Genomic DNA, 24,114 nt, shown 5'->3' with positions numbered 1-24,114 from the left:
CTCCAACCACGAAGGACGCGAAGAGCACGAAGATGGCAGAAGGAAGGGTTGTTCGTCACAAGCTCGAGCTCGTCGTCCTGATAAAAATCGGGACCTGTTCAAACAAAATCTGTCCGGTTAATGATCGGATTTTATATTAATAGACAGAAGCAACTCATCCAGAACGCTTTGCATATCTGACAATCTCTCGGTTGCAATAAAGATACTCATACTGGAGCGGACATTTATCGTGTCATGGCTTGGTGGCCCCATACGGGTTTCATCCAGTTCCCTTTGCAACCGGTCAAAAAACCGCATCGCACTCTGCTCTTCAATATCAGGAAGACATAACAGAAACTGCTCAGGCCCGTACCTGCCCAGAATGTCGGTATCCCGGGTGACTTTTTGTAAGGTCTTTGAGATATTTCTTAGTATCTCGTTACCTTTTGCAAGGCCGACTGCCATGTTGAGTTCCCGGAAATTACTAAGATCAAGCAGTGCCAGCGCATTGGTTTTGCCTTTTTCCGGTGCCTGGACTCTTTGAATCCGGCTCACTGCAACATCGCTGTTTAATAAGCCTGTAGCAGGGTCAATGGTTAACTTCGCCTGGTGCTTTTTACGCAGGTAATAGGTTATTGTCAGCGTGAAGAGCAGAAATACCGCAATACCGACGCCAACAATGGTGCGCTTGATGCGCCGGGCGCGTTCAATCTCAGATTCCAGAGAGGAAATCCTGGAATAAAGGTTGGCGACCCCCAGAATACTGGCCGAAGACTGGCTGTGTTTATTGTTAGCGCTACTTCGGTTTGCGTATTTATCAAAGGCTTTTTCGGCCTGTGGCCAGTCTCTCAACACCATCTGCATATCAACCATCAGCTTCAGATAGTCGAGATTACTTTCCAGATGGCGTTTTACAGCAGGATGCACAGACTCTGGTGACTGAAAATAATCTGCTATGCACTCCTGATCTCGTTCGTACACGCATGGCACCACCTGATACCACATCACCATCGCTTTATAAATTGGGTTAGATAAGGGTTCCACGGCCCTTTCCAGCGCGGGTAGCTCGGCTTTTAGGTTTTCAATATCACCGATTCGATAGTAGTAGCCCGTCAGAGCATGATAGTAAAAGTAATTGGTCAGAGGGGTACCAACATCGCGATTAATCCGCTCAAACTCATTGATGGATTCCAGGGCTCGCTCGTACTGACCACTTGCCAGCAAAGAGCTGATGGCACTGATTAAAATCGTTAACTGATTACTTCCGGTGTAGACTTTGAGCCCCATTTCGTGAGCTTTAAGATATTGTTCAGCGGCAAGTACATGTTGCTGCAGGTTGCCATAGATAAGACCGATACTGTTATGAATGTGAGCCAGGGCCTGATAGTTATTGGTTTTCGAATACCGTTCGAGAACATTAAACATCATGCCCAGACGTTCACCTACCGACAGATCCATACGACAGTTTGTGATCAGACCAAGGGTAGCACTCAGGTATATGTCACTGTACCTCTCAGTAGCCAGTGATTGTGCCTGCTCATAATACTCACAGCGTTGTGGCTGTTCTTTAAGATCGTAGGTAAACCCAATCTGATAAATCGCCGAGGCGTAAAAATAGCTTTGTTTATCGATATCGTCCCAGCGGGTAATTTCAAACAAAAGCCTTTGCGCATCGGATGCTTTACCGTCACAAATAAGAAAATGAGATTTTTCCACAAGCAGCGCAAACTTTTGTGACTGAGTCAGGTTATTGGATACTAAGTGATTTTCAAGTCCGGCAAAGTCGTCCGGATTTGGACAGTCGTAGGTAACGGTTTTAGTCCGTTCAATAAATCCATCAACAGGTTCGCCCACCTGAGCATGGGCGATGGGTGTTCCAACCACCAGTAAAAACTGAACTGCTAATAGCAATTCCTTATTCATTATCATCTTGTTTATTTTTATTGCAGTTAACCCTGATTGTACCTTGCTGAAATCAAAAAACACATCGCAACTGCGAGCGTAAAACTATGCGGATTAATGTGTTGTAGCCCTGGTATTTAAGGAGCAGCCCTCATTTTTATGTTCCCACGCTGAGCGCAGTGAGGCGAGAGGAGCGAAGAGTGAGGTCAAACTGCACCTCCCTCTCAATTTTTATACTAACCACCACGAAGCGCGAGAAAAAACAGACCACGAACCAACACCAAAAGCACGAACAAAAGAAATATTCACCACGGAGGCACAGAGGGCACAAAGAAGTGAAGGGGGGACGCCGTTGATACCTCTGTGTTCTCTGTGCCTCTGTGGTGAATAGCTTTTCAGGGCTTTTCCTGTGGTTTGGCAGTGATATGCAATGATTTAGCATTTTATTCATTATTCATCATTCGGTTCACTCCTCACGGCAATTATTCCCTTGCATTTACAGCCCAGATCCGTACAATGCTGCGGCCCTTCGACCTGCTGGTTGAAAGGGTAAGTAAGTTAATGTCAACGCTTAACGAGTTTGAGGCACATATGGTTACTATTCGTTTACAGCGTAGTGGCGCAAAAAAGCGTCCATTTTATCAGGTCGTGGTGGCTGACAGCCGCCGTGCGCGCGATGGCCGTTTCATTGAAAACATCGGCTTTTTCAACCCGACTGCACAAGGTCAGGAAGAAAAATTGCGCCTGGATCTGGACCGTGTTGAGTACTGGACAGGGCATGGCGCAAGTCTGTCTGACCGCGTTACTCGCCTGGTCAAAGATGCAAAAGCTGCAGCATAAGCTGCATAACTGAGGTATAGGATGAGTGACGCGTCTGAAACTCTGGTGGTCGGCAAAATCGGAGCGCCCTATGGCGTTAAAGGTTGGGCCAGGATCACTGCCTATACTGATACCCCTGAAGGGATATTTGATTATTCGCCCTGGCTGATTTGTCAGGATGGTAAGCAAGTCGAAATTCAGGTGGAGCAATGGCGTCAGCAAAGTAAAGGCCTGGTGGCCAAACTGGTGGGTGTTGAAGACAGAGATCAGGTCGACAGACTGAAGAATCTGGAGATCAGCATCCTGAGTGAGCAACTGCCAGAACTTGAAGCCGGTGAGTTTTACTGGCGTGAGCTGGTGGGCATGCAGGTGGTAACCGAAAAAGGCTATGACCTGGGTGTGGTCCGCGAGTTATTTGAGACAGGTTCAAACGATGTAATGATCGTACAGGCCAATCTTAAAGATGCTTTTGCCAAGAAAGAACGCATGATCCCTTACTTGCCTGAACAGGTAATAAAGCAAGTGGATCGGGCGACCCGTACCATAAAGGTAGACTGGGAACCGGACTTCTGATGACCCGCTGGTTTGGGGTAGTCAGTTTGTTTCCGCAGATGTTCGACAGTTTCACCCAGCAGGGTGTATTCGGTCGGGCGGTAAAATCCGGTCTGCTGGAAGTAGCGTGTTTTAATCCAAGAGATTTTACTCAGGATAAACACCGTACCGTGGACGACCGGCCTTATGGTGGTGGTCCCGGTATGCTGATGATGGTGCAGCCGCTCACAGACGCTATCCATGCTGCCAGACTGGCAGCCGGAGAACGCCCGAAGGTGATTTATTTATCTCCTCAGGGCAAGAAACTTGATCAGCAAGGGGTCAGGGCATTGTCTGAACAGGACAGCCTGATCCTGGTTGCAGGTCGCTATGAAGGCATCGACGAGCGAGTCATACAAGCCGAGATAGATGAAGAATGGTCTATCGGTGATTATGTCTTAAGTGGTGGGGAGTTACCTGCCATGGTGCTGATGGATGCGATAGCGCGTTTTGTGCCCGGTGTACTGGGTCACGAACAATCCGCCGAGCAGGACTCCTTTACCGAAGGTCTGCTGGATTGTCCGCACTATACGCGTCCGGAAAACCTCGACGGTCGCCTGGTTCCTGAGGTGTTGTTATCAGGGAACCATGAAAAAATCAGGCAGTGGCGGTTAAAACAGATGCTGGGTAAAACCCTGCAACGACGCCCTGAATTGTTAAACGACCTGGCTCTGACTGAGGAGCAGGAACGTTTGCTGCGAGAGTTCTTAGATGAGAATGAAATCTTAAATGAGAATGACACCAGCAAACCCTGTGGCTAGATGACAGTTAATCCAGGATGAGAGGTTATGATGAGCAAAGTCAATCAAGATATCATCAAGCGTATTGAAGAAGAACAGTTGAAAAAAGACGTTCCTGAATTTGGCCCCGGTGATACCGTAGTCGTTCAGGTACGGGTTAAAGAAGGCGAGAAAGAGCGTCTTCAGGCTTACGAAGGTGTTGTAATCGCCAAGCGTAACCGTGGCCTGCACTCTGCATTTACCGTACGGAAAATTTCCAGCGGTGAAGGCGTTGAACGTGTGTTCCAGACTCACAGCCCTGCGGTGGCTTCAATTGAAGTCAAGCGTCGTGGTGCTGTTCGTCGCGCCAAACTGTACTATCTGCGCGAGCGTAGCGGTAAGTCTGCACGTATCAAAGAGAAGCTTAACTAAGATAAATTTTCCCGTTGACATTACTTACCAAAAAGCCCGGCAATTGCCGGGCTTTTTAATGGCTGGAATTCGCGTTTTCCTCTTGTAAAAAGAGCCTACTCATACTCCAGCGGATCCGTTGCCCCATTCTCGGCAAAAGCTTCCAGCCGTTCATTGCAGGCGCCGCATTTCCCACAGGCTTTTTCTCTGCCGTTATAGCAGGTCCAGGTCTTACTGTAGTCCAGCCCCATGGCCAGGCCATCGGTAAGAATGTCGGTTTTGCTGACGTCCAGATAAGGGCAGGCGATCTCAACCGGCTCATAGTTGGCAATGGCGCAAACATCATTCATCTTATGCACAAACTCGGGACGGCAATCGGGGTAAATGGCATGATCCCCTGAGTGGGCGCCATAGAATACCTGTGAGGCATCAAGAGAAACGGCGTAGCCCACAGCCATTGAGAGTAAGATCATATTGCGATTGGGAACTACGGTGTTTTTCATGTTCTCGGCAGCGTAATGACCTTCAGCCACCTCCATATCATCGGTCAGGGATGAACCGCCGATCAGGCTGTTGATGGCGCTGATATCCACAATTTTGTGGGCGATCCCTAACTCCTGGCAGACGGCTTTGGCATAATCCAGCTCTTTGCGATGGCGCTGACCATAGTCGAATGACAGGGCGTAGAGCTCCAGTCCTTGTCGATGTGCTTTGTTAAGGACGGTAAAAGAGTCCATACCGCCGGAAAAGATCACTACTGCTCTTTGTGTCATATCTGTTGCGCCTTTATAATCGTTGCTTGCACTAATTTTACCAGCCTGAAAGGAAAATCCCTACGTGAGTGTGCTAAAGGTCAATGAAATGTTTGAAACCATCCAGGGGGAGGGCTTCTATACCGGGCTGCCAGCGATTTTTATCCGCTTGCAGGGCTGTCCTGTGGGCTGCCCCTGGTGTGATACCAAACACACCTGGACCCTCGATCCGGCCTTTCAGACCGATACGCAGCAGGTGCTGGCGAAAACCTCAGACTCGGAGCAATATTTCAGTGCCGATGAGCATAAACTGCTGAGCTTGTTTGAGCAGCAGCAGTATCATGCCAGGCATGTGGTGATCACCGGTGGCGAGCCTGCCATGTACGATCTGATCCCGTTAACCTCGTTGCTGATTGACAAGGGCTATTGCGTGCAAATCGAAACCAGCGGTACCTTTGAGATCCAGGCTCACCCTGATACCTGGGTTACACTGTCTCCAAAAGTGGATATGAAAGGAGGATATGACGTACTGGATCAACCGTTGAAACTGGCTAATGAAATCAAGCATCCGGTGGCGATGCAAAAACATATCGACGAGCTGGATACCTTGCTGGCCAGACCCGTGACCAACCCAGAAGCGATGGTGTATCTGCAACCTATCAGTCAGCAACGACGGGCCACCGAGCTCGCCGTGAACACCTGCATCAACAGAAACTGGCGATTGTCATTACAAACCCATAAATTTATCGGCATTGATTAGCAATAGACTGAATCAGCTTGTGAGTGCAGAGTTGATTCGCTACTGTATTAGCATTACAGGTGGGAGAACCTATTCGATGAGATTGCTGATACTTTTAATCGGTTTGACAGTGACTATTCCGGCCCTGTCAGCAACCTGGAATATCCGATTTCCCCGCCCTATGTCGGATACTGACAGCCGGCATGATTATCCACTTCAGCTGCTGGAAAAAGCGCTTGAGAAAACAGGGGTCAATTACCATCTGGCGCCGACTGATAAAATTCTGTTACAGAGCAAAGCGCTGCAACAACTTCAGGGTAATCGTGACGTGAGTGTCGTCTGGAGCATGACCAATGAACAACGTGAGCAGGATCTTTTACCGATTCGTATCCCTGTGTACAAGGGATTGATCGGGCTGAGAATAGCGCTGGTAAGAAAAGCGGATCGGGATGTGTTCAAGTATGTGCGGAGCATGAAAAAGCTCAATCTTTTTAGTCCTTTATCAGGACGAGACTGGCCTGATACCAAGATACTCCAGGCTAACGGTTTTGCCGTAGAAACAGATGAAAACTATGAAGGATTGTTTGATCAGCTGGCCGCCGGCCAGGCCGATTTTTTGCCGCGCTCTGTGGTTGAGATATGGGCAGAAACGGGGAAGGGGAATGAGCTGATTACAGAGCCTCATATCGCTCTGTACTATCCGACGGCAGTATACTTTTTTGTGAATAAAAAGAATCAGACGTTGGCTCGTCTGATTGAAAGTGGTCTGGAAAAACTGATTGCCTCGGGAGAGTTTGAGCAGCTTTTTCTTGACGCTCACCAACAGAGTCTGGCCAAAGCTGATTTAGCTACGAGGCGAATTTTTCGCCTCGACAATCCGAATTTACCGGTGGCGACGCCACTTGACAGGGAAGCGCTTTGGCACCAGCCCACAACCTCTGTTGAGTAGAGGTTTAGCCCTCAAATCCCAGTTTGAGTTTGGCGTAATCCATAAGGCGTTTAAATATTCCACCCTCATTGACTTGTTGCAGGGTTACCAAAGGGTAATTGGCTACATCTTCACCGTCCAGTTGCAGGTATAGCGTACCAACAACCTGACCTTTCTCAAGTGGTGCCTCAAGTTTCTTGTCCAGTTCAAAGTTGGCCTGCAGATTTTTACTCTGCCCGCGGGGAATCGTAATAGGCGTATCCTGCATAATACCGAGATCTACGGTATCTCTGTCACCCATATAAATTTTGTGGGCCACAAAACTTTCACCAGCCTGGTAGGGCACAATGGTCTCGAAGAAACGAAAACCATATTTGAGTAGTTTACGGTTTTCTTCTTTGCGCGACCTCTCACTTTCGGTACCCATTACCGCAGAGATTAAGCGCATATCGTCCTGTATCGCAGACGTAATCAGGCTGTAACCCGCTTCAGAAGTATGGCCTGTTTTCACTCCGTCTACGTTAAGACTGCGATCCCACAGCAAACTGTTGCGGTTATATTGTTTGATGCCGTTAAAGGTAAACTCTTTCTCTGAGTAGATCGCATAAACCTGTGGAACGTCATTGATCAGTGCCGCAGAAAGAATGCCCATATCTCTTGGTGAAGTAAACTGTTCAGGGTTATCCAGACCATGACTGTTAGCAAAATGGGTCGAGGTCATTCCCAGTTTCTCGGCATAGGAATTCATCATACTGGCAAACGCATCTTCGCTACCGGCAATGTGTTCCGCCATAGCGACACAAGCATCGTTTCCTGACTGCACGATAATACCTCGCAGTAGATCACTGACACTGATTTGCTTGCCGACTTCAATAAACATTTTTGAAGATTCAGGAAAATTTTTAGCCCAGGCATTTTCTGATACGGTCACCATATCCTGCATGGTAATGGCACCGCTTTTGAGCTCTTGCCCAATAACGTATGCCGTCATTATTTTGGTCAGGCTGGCGGGCGCCAGGCGCATATCCGCATTTTTTGAAGCGATGAGTTTACCCGTCTGATAATCCATCAGTACATAACCTTTAGCGGCTACTTCCGGTGCGCTGGGTATCACTACTGCGGCGGTCGCCGTGACGGAGACGAACGAGAAAAAGATGCTGAATATAAGTCTGACAGAAAAGCCTGTTATTGCTTGCATTACCCTTCCACTAAATTGTTGTTAACTGAATATGTGATTATTGTTTTACCTGCGCAGGCAGCGACTCACCGGCAGTGTTACGCACCAAATTCGCTGTTGTGCCACAGGGGGCCAATATAACATTAAAAACCCTAGCTGTGTGGCTTTGCTGAGGCATATTACACCACAGCTGCTAACCGAAACTAATGGGGTGCATAGAGTTGATAGGCACCCTGATATCCACTGCGTTTTAGCTCTTCCACCAGGTCAGTGGCAGCATTTTTGTCTTCAATGGGTCCCAGCCTCAGCCTGTAGACACCATTAAAAGCTAATAATTGCGTGGGCAACTGATAAAGATTTTCCAGACCGCGGGCTAACTGCCTGACTTTGCTTTCATCACTCAGTGCGGCAACCTGTACAAACAGTGCCTTTGCAGCCTCTTGTTGTTCCGGGGGTAAAGAAGGTTCACCAGCGATCATCATACTGCCGTTTTCATCGACGTAAATACTGTCAATCCGTACTTTTGCTGTGCCGGTTTTAAGCATGTCCAGTTTCAGGGCCGCAGCATAGGACAAGTCAATAACACGGTTTCCGTGAAATGGGCCTCTGTCATTAACCCGCACGATGACCTGCTTGTTGTTTACCTGATTAGTAACTCTGACAAACGACGGCAGAGGGAGTGTCTTATGGGCGGCAGTCATGGCATACATATCGTATACCTCACCATTGGAAGTAAGATGACCGTGGAATTTCTGGCCGTACCAGGACGCCTCGCCAGTCTCACTATAGTCCCGTGCACTTTGCATGGGCTGATAGGCTCTGCCGAATACCTTATAAGGCGCATTACCTCTGGGGGTATAAGGGACATAGACAGGCTGTGCATCAGCCAGTCGGATAGCGGAAGGCGGACGGGCTGGCGCCGAGTCGTTACGTTGACTATACCGGCCATGTTGTGTGGCACAGCCAGCTAAAATCAGTACAAGCGCATATGTGAGCAGTTTCATCGTATTGTTATTCTCTCGATAGCAAACGTTTCTGCGTTCCTATACCCATCAGAATGCCAAACCCTGCGAGCAATGTCACCATGGAAGTTCCGCCATAGCTGATCAGTGGAAGCGGAACGCCAACCACAGGTAATAAACCCGAGACCATGCCCATATTCACAAATACATAGATAAAAAAGGTCAGTGTAATACTTCCCGCAAGAAGCTTGCTATAGGCTTCCTGTGCACGCATCGCGATGATCATCCCTCTGACCACAATGAAGGCGTAAAGGGTCAGTAACAACACAATACCGGTAAAACCAAACTCTTCACTGAATACCGAAAAAATAAAGTCTGTATGGCGTTCTGGTAAAAACTCCAGCTGTGACTGTGTACCCTGCAGCCAGCCTTTGCCGGGGATGCCCCCCGAGCCAATAGCGATTTTTGACTGGATAATGTGGTAACCCGCACCAAGAGGGTCGGATTCCGGGTTCAGAAAGGTCAGTACCCGCTGCTTTTGATAGTCTTTCATCAGGAACATCCACATTATCGGAGCAAATGCAGAGCCCAGTGCGGCGATAGTGCCGATAATTTTCCAGCTGGTACCGGCGAGAAACAGCACAAACAGCCCGGCACTGGCCAGCAACAATGAGGTACCCAGGTCCGGTTGCTTGGCAACCAGCAATGTCGGCACAGCCATTAACCCAAAACCCGCCACGATATGCAGTATCCTGGGGGGAAGATTAAACCGACTGATGTACCAGGCCACCATCATGGGTACTGCCAGCTTCATGACTTCAGAGGGTTGAAATTGCATAAACCCCAGATCCAGCCATCGCTGTGCACCTTTACCGACAGTACCGACCAATAATACGGCGACCAGCATCAGTACACCTATTACATAAAAATGGATGGACAGACGACGGTAGGCCAGGGGCGGGATTTGCGCCAGCAAAATCATTACCCCCAGGGCGACAACAAGTCTGATGCCCTGGCGGATAATGAGATCCATATCTTTCCCTCCGGCACTGTATATTACCACCAGCCCGGTTCCCATAAGCAGTAACAGACCCAATAACAGCGGCAGATCAATGTGCATCCGTTGCCAGATACTGTTGGGGTTGGCTTCAAGCTTACTGCGCAGCATAGTTACCATTTTCTTTGTTGGCGAAATAATAGTCCATGACTTTTCTGGCAATGGGTGCCGCCTGAGAACTTCCTCCACCGGCGTTCTCCATGGCTACCGTGACCACAATTTCCGGGGCATCATAGGGGGCATACCCAATGTACATGGCATTGTCCTTGTGATGGTCGGCAATGGTTTCTTCGTCGTATTCTTCATCCATAGCGATGCTGATGACCTGTGCCGTACCGGTTTTACCGGCAGAGGTATAACTGGTGTCCTTAAATGCATGCCTTGCTGTACCATGCTCTGGATTATTGACAGTACCGTACATTGCGTCCAGCACCACCTGCCAGTTCCGGGGTGAGTTCAGTGTAATAGGTTGTAGCTCTTTTGGCGCAGCCTGGTGTAATTTATTATCGATATAGTGACCACGTAATATCTGTGGCACAAAGCGTACTCCGCGATTGACCAATGTGGTTACTGATTTCGCCAGTTGCAGTGGAGTTGTAGTCCAGTAACTCTGACCTATGCCAACTGAAATGGTATCACCGATATACCAGGGCTCGTTATATCGGGCCCTTTTCCATCCCCGGCTGGGCATGTTGGCTGCAGATTCTTCATACAGGTCGATACCGGTGTAATCACCGAAGCCAAACTGGCTCATCATGTCACTGATGTTGTCGATACCTGTTTTATAAGCCAGGTCGTAGAAGAAAACATCACAGGACACTTCAATGGATTTTCTTACATCAACCCACCCATGGCCCCACTTTTTCCAGTCACGCCAGGGGCGTTCAACATTCTTTAGCTTATAAGTACCGCGGTCAAACATACGGGTCTCTTCGGTAATGACACCCAGCTCCAGCCCCAGCAATGCAAGATGCGGTTTGACCGTCGAAGCCGGGGGATACTGACCCTGTGTCGCCCGGTTAATCAGAGGCCTGTCTCTGGATTGCAATAACTTTTGATACTCTTTACTGCTGATGCCATGAACAAATAAATTGGGGTTATAACTGGGGTTACTGTACAACGCCAGCACGCCACCATTTCTCGGATCAATGGCCACGACTGAGCCGCGATATCCCTGGAGAGATTGCTGGATAACCTGCTGCAGTCTGACATCCACGTTCAGTACCAGATCGTCTCCGGGTACCGGCGGCTGGAATTTCAGTGTGCGGATAATACGCCCCTGGTTGTTCACTTCCACTTCCTGATAGCCCACCTGACCATGTAATTTGCTTTCATGGAATTTCTCTACGCCCAGCTTGCCAATATTGTAAGTGGCGGCGTAGTTGTCGGCTTGTCCCGCTTCATTCAGCTTTTGCAGGTCTTTTTTGTTGATTCTTGAGACATAACCAAGCAGGTGAGTGAGGGTATCGCCATAGGGGTAGTGACGGGTCAGACGGGCTTCTACCGAGATGCCGGGGTACTTATGCTGATGAGCGGAAAACAATGCCACTTCCTCATGGCTCAGACGGGCCTTGAGGTTGACGGGCCGGAAGCGGCGCTGACTTTTCAGTTCGTCGCGAAAATCACTGATATCGTCGTCAGACAGACTCAGTAATTGTTGCAAACTCTCCAGACTGGCATCCAGATTCGCCACTTGTTCAGGAATCACTTCCAGACTGAAGGTGGGCCGGTTCTCTGCCAGTAACAGTCCGTTTCTGTCATATATCAGGCCCCGGTTTGGTGCCACTGGTAAGACTTTTATCCGGTTGCCATTGGAGCGGGTCTGATAGTCCGTATATTTGGTAACCTGAAGGTAGTAGAGATTACTCACCAGCGTTACAATCAATGCGGCGATACCAAGCAGGGCAATGACTGTCCGGCGTGCAAACAGGTTTGCTTCTGATGTGTGATCTCTGATGGTAATGCGTTTTGGCGGCACGTTACTCTCTGTGGTACGGATGGTTATTGTTCAGTGACCATGCCCGGTAAAGGCTCTCAGCCAGCAGTATTCTGACCAGCGGATGTGGCAGGGTTAAAGCCGACAATGACCAGCGTTGCTCAGAGGCCGCAATACATTCTTCGGCAAGCCCTTCAGGGCCACCCACTAACAGACTGACATCCCGCCCGTCCATCTGCCAGCGCCGCATTTGCTCTGCAAGATTGTCGGTGCTCCAGGGTTTACCTGTTACCTCTAAGGTGACAATCCTGTTGCCTTTGGGGATCGCAGCCAGCATGGACTCCCCTTCTTTTTTAAGAATGCGGCCTATGTCCGCGTTCTTACCACGTTTTCCTGCCGTTATCTCGGTCAGTTGCACAGGCGTGTCAGGAGGAAAGCGACGGACATATTCGCTGAAGCCTTGCTCAACCCAGTCTGGCATTTTACTGCCCACAGCAATTAACTGAATGCGCAAATTACCCCCAGAGTTTTTCCAACTGATAAAAATCCCGGGCTTCTTCCTGCATTACATGGACAATAATATCCCCAAGATCAACCAGCACCCACTCACCGGTATCCTGTCCCTCAATGCTCAAAGGAGAGTGGTTGGCCGATTTTGTGGCTTCGACTACCTTTTCGGCTATCGAATTAACGTGACGCTTAGAGTTGCCGGAGCAAACCAGCATCATATCGGTAATACTCGACTTACCGGTCACATCCAGAATGACAATGTCCCTGCTTTTGGCGTCTTCAAGTTTATCCAGAACGAGGTCTTTAAGTTGTATGGTATCCAAAAAAGCTCCTGATTAATAAAACAAGGCGATCATTCGCACTGTCGGTAAAGTTGGTGCCTCTCAATATAGTCCTGTACCTTTTCAGGAAGCCAGGAGGGTTCGACATCTCCGTGACTCAGTGCAGCCCTGATAGTGGTAGATGATACCGGTATCTGACTGGTTTTGGCCAGATAGATGTATCCACCAGAGTGCTGTTCCAGTTGTTTGACATCCGTTGTTCTGCGCTCATTCAGCAGTCTGGTTATATTGACATTAAATTCAGGTAAAAAATCCCCGCGCTGACACACTACCAGATGACAATACTTGCATATTGATTGCCACTTGTACCAGCTGTCCAGATGGCACAGTGAGTCCATGCCAATAAAAAACAGGACGGGCCGGTTGGCAAATTCGCGTCGAAAGTCTTTTAACGTATCAATGCTGTAAGAGGGCTTGTCCCACATCAGCTCACGATTGTCGATAATGAAAAGGGGCCATTGTTGACAGGCCAGCTCCAGCATCGCTAATCGGTGCTCAGGACTGCTTTGTGGAGCTTGTTTGTGGGGTGGAATATGACAGGGCAGAAGACGCACTTGTTCGAGTCCTAATTCCTGTGCGGCTTCAGCGACCGGCTGCAGGTGACCTATATGAACGGGATCAAAGGTACCGCCGAAGATCCCCAGCATGGTTTTGGTCGTATCGGCGCTCATAACAGACATCAGTTATAGTCCAGAGCCATTGAATCCAGGGGCATGGGGATAAACATCAGACACAAATGGCAGAGTTCAACATAGGGGCGTGGCACGCTGGATTGCTTGATGGCCTGATCAAAGTGACTCAGTTTATCAGCCATTTGTGACAGCTGATCATTGTTCAGGCGTTGCAATGCCTGCTGGTACAGAGATTGACGATTACGCCATATTCTGTGTTTGTTCCACAGAGACTGCAACGATATCCCCTGACTGACTGCATGCTGGAGGCTTTTCAGAGTCTGCCACTCTCTGACCAGCGCCCACAATACAATGGTGGGTTCGATACCTTCTGTTTCCAGGCGATAGAGCATTTTGACTGCCCGTTGCGGGTTCCCTTCAAGCAAGACGTCAATTAACTGAAAGACCGTGAAGCGCGACTGATCGACTATGGCTTTTTCGGCTTGCTCAAGGGTTAACTGGCCAGACGGATAAATCAGAGCCAGCTTTTCTATTTCTTGTCTTGCCGCGAGCAGATTGCCTTCACAATAGTCACTTAACAGTCTGACCAGCTCGGGAAAAGCCTGAATACCTAAATGATTGAGTCTTTCTGAGATCCAGCGGTTCAGGTGCTGCCCCTCAAGAGGGTAGCAGGGAATGTATACCCCTTGCTTATCTAAGCTCTTAAACCATTTGGTATTTTGAACATCTTTGCCAATACGGCCCCCATGGAGCAGAATCAGCACATCGGGGTTGGGTGACTGAGCCAAGGACTGCAACACTTTCGCGCCTTCAGCTCCGGGCTTTCCTGTGGGGAGTTCCAGTTCAATCATTTGCCGGCTGCTGAACAATGAAAGGGTTTGACTGGCTTCAACCAGGCGGTTCCAGTTAAAACCCGTGTCAACAGTCAGACTCTGTCGCTCATCAAATTCCATCGCTTTTGCCTGGTCACGAATGGCCTGAATACATTCCATTTGTTGCTGAGGCTCATCACCGAATATCAGGTAAAAAGCCTGCAAGCCCTTATTCAGACTATCTGCCAAACGATTCGGATAGAGCTGCATCAGGGAGCCTGGTTGCTTAGCCGGCTCAGCTGGCGAACAATACGCTCTGAAGCAAGTTTTCGTAATTCATCCAGAATAAGATTCAGCTCCCGGGATTTGGCCAATACCGCATTGGGATCATCCTGATATTCCCGGCTGAGATCGAAGGTGAAAAGCTGAGGTACTTGCCCGGGGGCCTGTATTTCGTAGCGAACCTGATAAATCAATTCATATTCGGCGACCTGGCCGGTTCTGAATAGCGACAATAGTGCCCGATCGAGTTTTTCGGGGTAGAGGTAAAGTACCGCTGCGGAGCTCTGAGGTTGGGACAACAGGGAAACCGAATAGCGTTCCAGTCTCTCTTTCATTGCCCGAACCAGAGGTGCATGTGGATTGCTGCCGGTAAGATGTAACTCCCTGAACTGGTTACCTATGGGATCGGTGCCACGCAGGGTAAAGCCACAACTGCTGAGCACCAGACTCAGCAACATGGAGATCAACAGAACCGACAGACGTCTCATTAGCTGGCCACAATATTAAGCAGTTTTCCCGGTACGTAAATGACTTTACGCAGCGTTTTACCTTCAGTGTGCTGGCTGACATTACTCTGCGCCATAGCGAGTTCCTGAACCTGTTGTTGATCGGCATCAGCAGGCACGGTCATTTTCGCCCGAACCTTGCCATTTACCTGTATAACTATGAGTTTTTCGTCTTCCACCAGTGCTGTGTCATCCACTTGCGGCCAGCCGCTGAATTCAATCTCTGAATCTTTGCCAAGCTGTTGCCACAACTCATGGCAAATATGCGGAGTTATGGGATTCAGCAACGCCACCACGATTTCAATAGCTTCGCGCATTACTGCACGGTCTGTGGGGTGTTCCTGCGATGCTTTTTGCAGATGATTCATCAGTTCCATCACCGCAGCAATTGCGGTATTGAAGGTTTGTCTGCGGCCCAGGTCATCGGTGACTTTGGCCAGGGTTTTGTGCACTTCCCGGCGGAGCGATTTTTGCCCCGGATTCAATACAGCTTTGTCCAGTGCTGGTACATCACCGGCAAGCAGGTGATCCTGTACCAGTTTCCACAAACGTTTGAGGAAACGGTGGGCACCATCTACCCCTGAATCCAGCCATTCAAGGGTTTGCTCTGGCGGCGCCGCGAACATGGTAAACAGCCGAATGGTATCGGCACCATACTGATCAATGACCTGTTGTGGATTGATGCCGTTGTTTTTGGACTTGGACATCTTGGTCATGCCGCCATGGATCACTTTCTGCCCATCGCTGCGCAGCACCGCTTTAACAATGCGGCCTTTTTCGTCCTTTTCCACATCCACATCGGCAGGGTTGTACCAGGTTTTCGCGCCTTTGCTGTCTTCGCGATAATAGGAGTCGGCCAGTACCATGCCCTGACACAGTAACCGCTTATAGGGCTCATCGGAGTCCACCAGGCCTTCGTCACGCAGTAATTTGTGGAAAAAACGCGAGTACAAAAGGTGCAATATGGCATGTTCAATACCACCAATGTACTGATCCACCGGCAGCCAGTAGTTGGCTTCTTTGGGATCCAGCATGCCCTGTTGATACTGTGCACTGCAATAGCGCGCATAGTACCAGGAGGATTCCATAAAGGTGTCAAACGTGTCTGTTTCACGTCTGGCTGGCTGGCCCTGATATTCTGCTGCAGACCAGTCGCTGTTACCTTTGATTGGTGACGTCACCCCATCCATCACCACATCTTCAGGCAGCTTCACCGGCAGTTGATCAGCCGGCACAGGAACTGATTCGCCATTTTCCAGGTTTAACATAGGGATAGGTGCACCCCAGTAGCGCTGTCGGGAGACGCCCCAATCGCGTAAACGATAATTTACTGTGCGCTTACCTTTGCCCAGCGATGCTAGCTTCTCAGCGATGGCGTCAAAGGCTTGCTCTGAACTCATGCCGTCAAATTCACCTGAATTGATCAGAACGCCTTTGTCTGTGTAGGCACCCTGACTGATATCACAATCCGTACCGTCGGCCGGTTTGATGACCTGCCTGATATCAATATTGTATTTGTGAGCAAACTCCCAATCCCGTTGGTCATGTCCGGGTACTGCCATAACCGCGCCTGAGCCATAATCCATCAGCACAAAATTAGCGACCCAAACGGGCACCTGCTTACCGGTCAGGGGATGGACGGCAAACAAACCGGTATTGCAGCCTTTTTTCTCCATTGTAGCGATATCGGCTTCAGCCACCTTGCTGTTTTTGCAATCCTCAATAAAGGCGCTGAGAGACGGATTGTTTTCCGCTGCTTCAACAGCCAGTGGATGCTGCGCAGCGAGGGCCACGTAGCTGACACCCATCAGGGTGTCAGGGCGGGTTGTGTAAACGTCGAAGCTGGCGGACCCATCTGCCAAAGAAAAGTTTAATTCAACCCCTTCAGAGCGGCCAATCCAGTTGCGTTGCATGGCTCTGACCTGATCCGGCCAGTCTTCCAGCTTCTCCAGGTCCGTAAGCAGTTGTTCAGCATAATCAGTGATTTTTATAAACCACTGAGGGATTTCTTTTTGTTCCACCAACGCGCCTGAACGCCAGCCTCTGCCATCAATAACCTGCTCATTGGCAAGTACGGTCTGATCCACAGGATCCCAGTTAACCGTGGCGTTTTTCTTATAAACCAGGCCTTTTTCATACAGCCGGGTAAAAAACCACTGTTCCCATTGATAGTAGTCGGGCTTACATGTGGTGACTTCGCGATCCCAGTCATAGCCAAACCCCAATGAGCGGAGCTGTTCTTTCATATAATCGATATTGGCATAGGTCCATTTTGCCGGTGCAGTCTTGTTCTCAATGGCGGCGTTTTCTGCGGGTAATCCGAACGCATCCCAGCCCATAGGTTGCATTACATTTTTTCCCTGCATGCGCTGAAAACGGCTGATCACATCACCGATGGTATAATTGCGCACATGACCCATGTGCAAACGACCACTGGGATAGGGAAACATCGACAGGCAGTAGAATTTTTCTTTGTTTTCATCCAGCTTGGCTGAAAACAAACCACTTTGTTGCCAGTGTTGTTGAACGTTTTTTTCTATCTGCTGAGGATTATACTGTCTTTCCATCAATTTCGAATTCCGGGCTGTTGAGGTGATTTTTGCCAAGTCGGGTGAATGGCATAAGACCCAATAGAATACCTCAGCGGCTGTGCAGGGAACAATAGCGAAGGGCGAATTCATTGGTATTGTACTATTCGCCCTTATACTCTGAATGACGTGCGACTTAAATATTGAGGGGAACCCAGTGCCAAAGCATCAAACCGATTATGAACAACTTCTGGATAAAATGTCTGAATGGGTAAAGCAATCTGTAGAGCAGGATGTGCTGACACTTATGCAAATCGAACAGCAGGCCCGGGCCTATCTTAAAGCTGCCGAGGATCTTAGTAAGGATGAGATGGACATGTTGGAAAACACCCTGACCCGGGATTTGCAGACCTTTGCCCATCATTGGCAGCGTGACGCGGATAATTCTCCCTGGTGGCAGGCGACTAAAGATAAATTCTGGTCCTTACTGGCGGACCTCTCAGATAAAAGTAAGTTGGCAATGACTGAGTCCTGGCGCGATATCCGCCATCATGGGATTTACCAGGCTGGTGAAGCGGTGGCATTGGGAGAACTGGAGTGCAGCAAATGCCATAACCGCCATCAGGTGACGCATGCAGAAGTCATCCAGCCTTGCCTCGAATGCGGTAATACGCGTTTTTCGAGAGTGCTCTGATGGTATTTTCACCGGGGAACTTTTTCAGAGACAAAAAAAAGCCCGCCTTTAAGGCGGGCAAAGCAACAAGTGTTGAAGGAAAATGAAAACTTTCCAGGGAACATGTCAACAGGAGATGTGACAAGTGCATCTGACCAATTAGATGAAACATCATGCGCTAGTGCAGAATACGCAGACAATTGTACGGAATTCAGCGCTTGCCACAATTGAGATTTTTTCTCTTTTTGAATAAATAAAACTAATGTGTAAACAGGATGTTTCCTATCGTATTTTCCTGAATATTAATACAGTAGAGCTTAATGTATTGATAAATATAGCTAAAAACAAGAGAGTAAAAAATAACCTGTAAGAAAATTTCTATTGTGATTTGCCATTGAGAAGGTGATTCCGGGTATGATGCAATAAAGCAGGTTTTTTTACCGTACGTAAAAAATAGCTGAACGCCGGAGGAAGATGTCCAGAGTCAGGGCGAATAACAGCCTGAAAATTAGGCAGTTGATAGCAGTTGGGTATATAAGCCGATACCAGCTTGGTATGCTAGTCATTAAACAAAGAGTAACCATCGGCTCAGGGGATATAATAGGTTTGTCTAATCGTTGTGGTGTGGTGGACAGGGCCGGGATGCTGATCACTGACCGGCCTTTTCTGTAGCCACCGGAAAGTGCCGAATCAGCCATTTACTCTTTGTTAAGGTATTCGGATTAATGGTATAAAAACTGGAATATAAAGAATGCATCGGCATAACATTCGGGTGTATTACGAAGACACGGACGCAGGCGGGATAGTGTACTATGCCAACTACCTGAAATTTCTGGAAAGGGCCAGAACTGAGTGGCTCAGGGAGTTGGGTGTTGAACAGGATAGTTTGTTGGAACAATCCACGGGTTTTGTCGTCAAACATCTGGAAATTGACTATCAGTCTGCTGCGCGATTCAATGAGTTGCTGGTTGTAGAGTCGCAATTAGCGTCACTCAAGCGTACCAGCCTGATGTTTGATCAGTGTATATACAATCATAATAATCGACCATTGGTTAAGGCCAGGGTCAAAGTGGCCTGCGTGGATCTCAGTGCAATGAGGCCCATGCCTATACCGGATTTTGTTTTAGGGGAGTTGTCAGGTGTCAGGTGAAATGTCGTTTTTTGGTCTCTTTTTGCAGGCCAGCCTTCTCGTCCAACTCGTTATGCTGTTGTTACTGGCTACCTCAGTGGTGTCATGGGCGTTTATTTTTCAGCGGGTTAAAGCCCTCAAACATGCCCGTCTTGAGGTGAGAAAATTTGAGGATAAGTTCTGGTCAGGTGGCGATCTTAATCGCCTGTTCCAGGAAATCTCCGCCCGCCAGCATGTGTCTGGCATGGCCAGTTTATTTGTCGCGGGTTTTAAGGAGTTTGCGCGCCTGCGTAAAAGCGGAGCCGCTTCGCCTCAGGCGGTGATGGACGGCACCTATCGCGCCATGCGTGTGTCCTTATCCAGAGAAGTGGATGCGCTGGAGAGTAATCTGCCGTTTCTGGCCACGGCGGGCTCCATCAGCCCCTATATCGGTTTGTTTGGTACGGTATGGGGGATTATGACTGCATTTATCGCCCTCGGTGAGGTGCAACAGGCGACCCTGGCAATGGTGGCGCCCGGTATCGCCGAGGCACTTATCGCTACCGCCATGGGCCTGTTTGCTGCGATCCCGGCGGTAATAGCCTACAACCGATTCAGCCATCAGGTGGAGAAACTGGAGAATAGTTACGGGAACTTTATGGAAGAGTTTTCGAGTATTCTTCATCGCCAATCCCACGGCTCAGACAGCGCCGCTTAGGAGACAGCATGTACGAAAGAAAGCGCCGTCGTCCGGTGTCAGAAATCAATGTGGTCCCTTATATCGATGTGATGCTGGTGCTGCTGATTATTTTTATGGTGACAGCTCCTCTGGTGACCCAGGGGGTAAAAGTCGAACTCCCTAAGGCCTCAGCTGAAGCTCTCTCTGAAGACAGTAAGCCTCCGCTGATCGCATCGGTAAATGCCGATGGAGAGTATTTCCTTAATGTTGGGGAAAGTCAGGAAGAGCCACTGACGGCAGTTGATCTGGCAACATTGGTGGCAGCGCATTTACAAAAAGAGCCCGACACGCCTGTTGTGGTAAAAGGTGACGGACGGGTTCCTTATGATAACGTGGTGCAGTTGATGGTATTGCTGCAGCGTGCCGGTGTGCCTTCTGTGGGGTTAATGACGGATTCGCCGGAGTAGTGAATGCAAAGTCTTAAACCGGCTATTGCCTGGTCAGCGGTGTTGCACCTGGTTATGGGCGGGATGCTGATGCTTAGTGTGGACTTCAGTTCTACACCAGAAGTCGTACAACCGCAGATGAACGTGGTGCAGGCTGTTGCTGTTGACAGTGCGGTGATTGAACGTCAGTTCGAGAAAATTGAGCAACAAAAAGAGGCGGAGCGTAAGCGCCTGGCCGACATAGAACGTCAGGCTCGTGAAGCTGAGCAGAAGCGCAGGGATGCGCAGCGACGGGCAGAAGAAGAAAAGAAACGTAAAGTACAGGAAGAACAGCGTAAGGCTCAGGCTGCGGCAAAAGCAAAGGAAAAACAGCGACAGGAACGGGAAAAGGCAAAACGACTCGAACAGGAACGGCAAAAGAAAGCGAAGGAAGAGGCTGAGAGAAAGGCCCGGGAAGCTGAAGAGCGTCGGAAAAAGCAAGAAGCCGCAGCCAGAGAAGCTGAGCGCAAGCGCAAGGAAGAGCAGGCAAGAGCCGAACAGGAGCGACGGATGCAGGAACAATTGCAGATAGAGCAGGCTGCGAGACAAAAGCAGAGGCAGCGTCAGATCCTCTCTGAAACAGACAAATATCGAGCGCTGATTATGCAATCTATTCAGCGTAACTGGATTGTCGATGATTCGATGAGCGGCAAGTCCTGCAGGCTGAATATCAGCGTCGCATCAAATGGTTTTGTAAAAACAGTGAAAATATTGGAAGGTGATCCCAGGACCTGTAAATCCGCTGAAACTGCGGTGTATAAAACGGCAACCTTACCAATGCCCAAAGACCCGGATGTATTGCAGCAATTTTTGAATTTTAATTTAACAGTGAAAAGAGACTGATATGCCCAGAACGCTCCCTTTACCAGGTTTACTTTTTATTCTGTTGATGATGGTCAGTGCCAGAGTCAGCGCCACGCTGGAAATTGTGATCACCGAGGGCATTGATACTGCTCGTCCGATAGCCGTTGTGCCGTTCAAATGGGAAGGGCAGGGCAGTATGCCTGAAAGGTTGTCAGATGTGATAGCGGCGGATCTCAGACGCAGTGGTAAGTTTAATCCTGTCAATGTTGCCCGGATGCCACAAATGCCTTCTGCGGATCGAGATGTGGATTATGCCGCCTGGGCAGCTACGGGTGTTGAAGCCGTGCTGGTAGGAAAAATAGAACAGGACACCGTGGACCGTTACCGTGTCAGCTTTGAGTTAATTGATGTTGTGCGGGGGCAGATTACCGGTGGGCAAGCCCAGATGCTCAGTGATGGTAAGCTTATTGACAGTAAAGACCATGTACTTGCCAGTCGTCAGCATGTTATCGATGGAGGCGGTTTCAGACAGCATGGCCATCGGGTTGCCGATATTGTATATGAAAAATTAACCGGCACGCGAGGCGCTTTTCTAACCCGTATTGCCTATGTCATCGTTCGCGACAGAGAAACAGAAGAGTTTCCTTACCAGTTAGTCGTCGCAGATTATGATGGTTACAACGAAACCGTGCTGTTGCGTTCCAAGGAGCCCCTGATGTCACCGGTATGGTCACCAGACGGTACTAAGCTGGCCTACGTGAGCTTCGAAAATCGTCGCTCCCAGATCTTTATTCAGGACATTTATACGATGAGCCGCACCCGGGTTACCGATTACCCGGGAATAAACAGCGCGCCGCAATTCTCGCCGGATGGTAAACAACTGGCCATGGTGTTATCAAAAGACGGCCAGCCGGATCTCTATATCATGGATTTGGCCAGCCGCAAGCTTCGTCGGTTGACGAGCAGTCGAAGTATTGACACCGAACCAAGCTGGACTCCTGATGGGCAAAACATTATCTTTACGTCAGAACGGGGTGGTAAACCTCAGTTATATCGCGTAAATTTAGCATCAGGTAAGGTTCGTCGCCTGACTTTTGTTGGTGAAATGAACCTCGGGGGAACGATTACCCCGGACGGTAAAGAACTGGTAATGGTGAATCGCACTAATGGTGCTTATCACATTGCCCGTCAGGATCTGTCTTCTGGTGTGATGCAAGTGTTGACTAAAACCTATCTGGATGAGTCGCCCAGCATTGCACCAAATGGCAGTATGATTATTTATAGTACGTTACATCAGCGCAAACAAGTGTTGTCGCTGGTGTCGCTGGATGGACGGTTCAAGGCAAGGTTGCCCGCGGCTAACGGACAGGTCAAGTCACCAAGCTGGTCGCCGTTTTTAATGTAATTTGTTAAACCCTTTGAAAACAATAAGGAACACGAGAATGCAATTAAACAAAGTATTCAAGGGCGTGGTTATGGCACTGCCTGTCATTACGCTGATGGCTTGCTCCTCCAGTAGCCAGGTAGATGATCAGACTGCCAGTACTAACCAGGCCACTGAAACTGCTACTGAGCAACAGGATTCAGCGGTGCAAACCGGCAGTGCGGAGCAAATGAAGTCTCCTGCAGAGATCAAGCGTGAAGAGCTTGAAGCCTTGCAAAATGAGCAGATGGTCTATTTCGATTTTGATGTATCAACGATCAAACCTGAGTATTATTCCATTCTTGATAAGCACGCGGCATTTCTTGTCAAAAATCCAGGTGAAACTGTGACTATCGAAGGTCACACAGACCACCGTGGTACGCCTGAATACAATATTGCTCTGGGTGAGCGTCGTGCCAAATCTGTTGCCACATACCTACAGAATGCTGGTGTCAGCACCTCTCAGGTATCGGTGGTTTCTTATGGTGAAGAAAAACCAATGGATACCAGCAATACAAAATCGGCTTTTGCCAAGAATCGCCGCGGTGTACTGGTATACCGGTAAGAGAGTCCTATGATTTATCGCGGTCTGGCCGTTGTCAGTTGTTTAGCCATTGGAGCAACAGCTATTGCTGCTCCGGCACCGGTCTCTGATCTCAGTGCCGGCAGTCTTGAGAGCCGTATAGCGACACTGGAGCGTATGGTCGAAGCCCGTTCCGGTGCTCAGCATAATATTCAGCGCCAGTTGGTTATGATGCAGCAGGAAGTTAATGAGCTACGGGGCTCTGTTGAAGAACACAGCTACAAACTGGAGCAGATTCTGCAACGTCAGCGCGAGCTGTATATTGAGATCGACAACCGTATGCAGTCTCTCAGTAGTCCGGCGAACATGCCATCGCAGGCAAACGCCGATGATGCTGCCGGAACTCCTGAAATCAGTTCCAGCTCTCTGGGTGAAGATGATGCCTATGACAGGGCAGTTAATCTTATCCTGCGCGAAAAGCGTTATGATCAGGCGATCCCTGAATTTAAGGCATTTTTGCAGCAGTATCCGGGATCGTCTTATGCCGCTAATGCTCATTATTGGTTAGGGCAGCTATTGTTTAACAAACAAGAGTGGGCCGAATCCAGTACCCATTTTGAAACAGTAGTGAGTGACTACCCGGGTTCAAATAAGAGAGCCGACTCATTGTTGAAGCTGGGTATGATTGCGCAAAATCAGTCTAATCTTGCCAGGGCTCAACAGTTGTTTGAACAGGTAATTCGGGATTATCCCGAGTCTTCCGCCAGGAAGCTCGCTGAGCCCCGTTTACGAGCTGTGAAAAATAATGGCTGAGTCTGATTGAGGCATAACAGTTA

26 protein-coding genes are annotated in these 24,114 nt (G+C 49.0%); 14 read left to right on the top strand and 12 right to left on the bottom strand.

Annotated features, from left to right (window positions below; genetic code table 11):
- Positions 1–117: 117 nt before the first annotated feature.
- Positions 118–1,902, bottom strand: a complete 1,785-nt coding sequence (locus CDA54_RS17055) for a GGDEF domain-containing protein (RefSeq protein WP_180237265.1) — start codon at positions 1,900–1,902, stop codon at positions 118–120.
- 570 nt (positions 1,903–2,472) lie between these two features.
- On the opposite strand from CDA54_RS17055, the gene rpsP reads away from it, so the two are divergent.
- Genes rpsP through rplS form a run of 4 tightly spaced genes read left to right on the top strand, consistent with a single transcriptional unit; the run spans position 2,473 to position 4,442 of the window.
- Positions 2,473–2,721: a 30S ribosomal protein S16 gene (gene rpsP, locus CDA54_RS17050; protein WP_099036253.1), complete on the top strand. Its 249-nt coding sequence runs from the start codon at positions 2,473–2,475 to the stop codon at positions 2,719–2,721.
- Between the two features lie 21 nt (positions 2,722–2,742).
- Positions 2,743–3,273, top strand: a complete 531-nt coding sequence (gene rimM / locus CDA54_RS17045) for a ribosome maturation factor RimM (protein ID WP_099036247.1) — start codon at positions 2,743–2,745, stop codon at positions 3,271–3,273.
- Positions 3,273–4,052: a tRNA (guanosine(37)-N1)-methyltransferase TrmD gene (gene trmD, locus CDA54_RS17040; protein ID WP_099036246.1), complete on the top strand. Its 780-nt coding sequence runs from the start codon at positions 3,273–3,275 to the stop codon at positions 4,050–4,052. The genes rimM and trmD overlap by 1 nt, the downstream gene beginning before the upstream one ends.
- A 30-nt stretch (positions 4,053–4,082) precedes the next feature.
- Positions 4,083–4,442 carry a 50S ribosomal protein L19 gene (gene rplS, locus CDA54_RS17035; protein WP_062484027.1) on the top strand — a complete coding sequence of 120 codons (360 nt, stop codon included), beginning with the start codon at positions 4,083–4,085 and terminating at the stop codon, positions 4,440–4,442.
- A gap of 95 nt (positions 4,443–4,537) precedes the next feature.
- On the opposite strand, the gene queC is transcribed toward rplS, so the two are convergent.
- Positions 4,538–5,194: a 7-cyano-7-deazaguanine synthase QueC gene (gene queC / locus CDA54_RS17030; protein ID WP_099036245.1), complete on the bottom strand. Its 657-nt coding sequence runs from the start codon at positions 5,192–5,194 to the stop codon at positions 4,538–4,540.
- 64 nt (positions 5,195–5,258) lie between these two features.
- Between queC and queE the strand changes: the two genes are divergently transcribed.
- Together queE and CDA54_RS17020 are read left to right on the top strand one after the other, a co-directional pair.
- A complete protein-coding gene (queE, locus tag CDA54_RS17025; protein WP_099036244.1) occupies positions 5,259–5,933 on the top strand; it encodes a 7-carboxy-7-deazaguanine synthase QueE in 675 nt (224 codons plus the stop codon).
- A gap of 76 nt (positions 5,934–6,009) precedes the next feature.
- Positions 6,010–6,861 carry a type 2 periplasmic-binding domain-containing protein gene (locus tag CDA54_RS17020; protein WP_229748187.1) on the top strand — a complete coding sequence of 284 codons (852 nt, stop codon included), beginning with the start codon at positions 6,010–6,012 and terminating at the stop codon, positions 6,859–6,861.
- A gap of 4 nt (positions 6,862–6,865) precedes the next feature.
- Here CDA54_RS17020 and CDA54_RS17015 read toward each other — a convergent pair whose 3' ends face one another.
- The 10 genes from CDA54_RS17015 to leuS all read right to left on the bottom strand — a co-directional run bounded on the left by CDA54_RS17015 (position 6,866) and on the right by leuS (position 17,622).
- Complete coding sequence (locus CDA54_RS17015) at positions 6,866–8,038, bottom strand: serine hydrolase (protein ID WP_099036243.1); 1,173 nt, start codon at positions 8,036–8,038, stop codon at positions 6,866–6,868.
- A 182-nt stretch (positions 8,039–8,220) separates the two neighbouring features.
- On the bottom strand, positions 8,221–9,021 hold the full coding sequence (locus CDA54_RS17010) for a septal ring lytic transglycosylase RlpA family protein (protein WP_099036242.1): 801 nt from the start codon (positions 9,019–9,021) through the stop codon (positions 8,221–8,223).
- 7 nt (positions 9,022–9,028) lie between these two features.
- Positions 9,029–10,156 (bottom strand): rod shape-determining protein RodA, encoded by a 1,128-nt coding sequence (gene rodA, locus CDA54_RS17005; protein ID WP_099036241.1) that lies wholly within the window; start codon positions 10,154–10,156, stop codon positions 9,029–9,031.
- On the bottom strand, positions 10,134–12,014 hold the full coding sequence (gene mrdA / locus CDA54_RS17000; protein ID WP_099036240.1) for a penicillin-binding protein 2: 1,881 nt from the start codon (positions 12,012–12,014) through the stop codon (positions 10,134–10,136). Before mrdA ends, rodA begins: the two co-directional genes overlap by 23 nt.
- A 1-nt stretch (position 12,015) precedes the next feature.
- On the bottom strand, positions 12,016–12,486 hold the full coding sequence (gene rlmH / locus CDA54_RS16995; RefSeq protein WP_099036239.1) for a 23S rRNA (pseudouridine(1915)-N(3))-methyltransferase RlmH: 471 nt from the start codon (positions 12,484–12,486) through the stop codon (positions 12,016–12,018).
- Between the two features lies 1 nt (position 12,487).
- A complete protein-coding gene (gene rsfS / locus CDA54_RS16990) occupies positions 12,488–12,805 on the bottom strand; it encodes a ribosome silencing factor (protein ID WP_099036238.1) in 318 nt (105 codons plus the stop codon).
- A 29-nt stretch (positions 12,806–12,834) separates the two neighbouring features.
- Complete coding sequence (gene nadD / locus CDA54_RS16985; protein ID WP_099036237.1) at positions 12,835–13,503, bottom strand: nicotinate-nucleotide adenylyltransferase; 669 nt, start codon at positions 13,501–13,503, stop codon at positions 12,835–12,837.
- Positions 13,503–14,537 (bottom strand): DNA polymerase III subunit delta, encoded by a 1,035-nt coding sequence (gene holA, locus CDA54_RS16980; protein WP_099036236.1) that lies wholly within the window; start codon positions 14,535–14,537, stop codon positions 13,503–13,505. Before holA ends, nadD begins: the two co-directional genes overlap by 1 nt.
- Complete coding sequence (locus CDA54_RS16975) at positions 14,537–15,037, bottom strand: LPS-assembly lipoprotein LptE (protein ID WP_099036235.1); 501 nt, start codon at positions 15,035–15,037, stop codon at positions 14,537–14,539. Before CDA54_RS16975 ends, holA begins: the two co-directional genes overlap by 1 nt.
- The gene (gene leuS / locus CDA54_RS16970) at positions 15,037–17,622 is read right to left on the bottom strand and encodes a leucine--tRNA ligase (RefSeq protein ID WP_180237263.1); all 2,586 of its coding nucleotides are present in this window, start codon (positions 17,620–17,622) and stop codon (positions 15,037–15,039) included. Before leuS ends, CDA54_RS16975 begins: the two co-directional genes overlap by 1 nt.
- A 178-nt stretch (positions 17,623–17,800) precedes the next feature.
- Between leuS and CDA54_RS16965 the strand changes: the two genes are divergently transcribed.
- The 8 genes from CDA54_RS16965 (at position 17,801) to ybgF (ending at position 24,091) form a co-directional block, all read left to right on the top strand.
- Positions 17,801–18,277 (top strand): zinc ribbon-containing protein, encoded by a 477-nt coding sequence (locus CDA54_RS16965; RefSeq protein ID WP_180237262.1) that lies wholly within the window; start codon positions 17,801–17,803, stop codon positions 18,275–18,277.
- A gap of 730 nt (positions 18,278–19,007) precedes the next feature.
- Positions 19,008–19,406: a tol-pal system-associated acyl-CoA thioesterase gene (ybgC, locus tag CDA54_RS16955; RefSeq protein ID WP_099036231.1), complete on the top strand. Its 399-nt coding sequence runs from the start codon at positions 19,008–19,010 to the stop codon at positions 19,404–19,406.
- Positions 19,396–20,082, top strand: coding sequence for a protein TolQ (gene tolQ, locus CDA54_RS16950; protein ID WP_099036230.1), 687 nt, complete (start codon positions 19,396–19,398; stop codon positions 20,080–20,082). The genes ybgC and tolQ overlap by 11 nt, the downstream gene beginning before the upstream one ends.
- 8 nt (positions 20,083–20,090) lie before the next feature.
- Positions 20,091–20,510: a protein TolR gene (gene tolR, locus CDA54_RS16945; protein ID WP_062478012.1), complete on the top strand. Its 420-nt coding sequence runs from the start codon at positions 20,091–20,093 to the stop codon at positions 20,508–20,510.
- Between the two features lie 3 nt (positions 20,511–20,513).
- Positions 20,514–21,371 (top strand): cell envelope integrity protein TolA, encoded by an 858-nt coding sequence (gene tolA / locus CDA54_RS16940; RefSeq protein WP_099036229.1) that lies wholly within the window; start codon positions 20,514–20,516, stop codon positions 21,369–21,371.
- A gap of 1 nt (position 21,372) precedes the next feature.
- A complete protein-coding gene (gene tolB / locus CDA54_RS16935; RefSeq protein ID WP_099036228.1) occupies positions 21,373–22,737 on the top strand; it encodes a Tol-Pal system beta propeller repeat protein TolB in 1,365 nt (454 codons plus the stop codon).
- Between the two features lie 37 nt (positions 22,738–22,774).
- Positions 22,775–23,320, top strand: coding sequence for a peptidoglycan-associated lipoprotein Pal (gene pal, locus CDA54_RS16930; protein WP_099036227.1), 546 nt, complete (start codon positions 22,775–22,777; stop codon positions 23,318–23,320).
- Between the two features lie 9 nt (positions 23,321–23,329).
- Positions 23,330–24,091 carry a tol-pal system protein YbgF gene (ybgF, locus tag CDA54_RS16925; protein ID WP_099036226.1) on the top strand — a complete coding sequence of 254 codons (762 nt, stop codon included), beginning with the start codon at positions 23,330–23,332 and terminating at the stop codon, positions 24,089–24,091.
- Positions 24,092–24,114 lie beyond the last annotated feature (23 nt).

The organism is Lacimicrobium alkaliphilum (assembly GCF_002591895.1).
GTDB classification, from domain to species: domain Bacteria; phylum Pseudomonadota; class Gammaproteobacteria; order Enterobacterales; family Alteromonadaceae; genus Lacimicrobium; species Lacimicrobium alkaliphilum.
The sequence above is the reverse complement of the archived record's forward strand: the minus strand, read 5'-3'. Positions and strand labels throughout refer to the sequence as shown.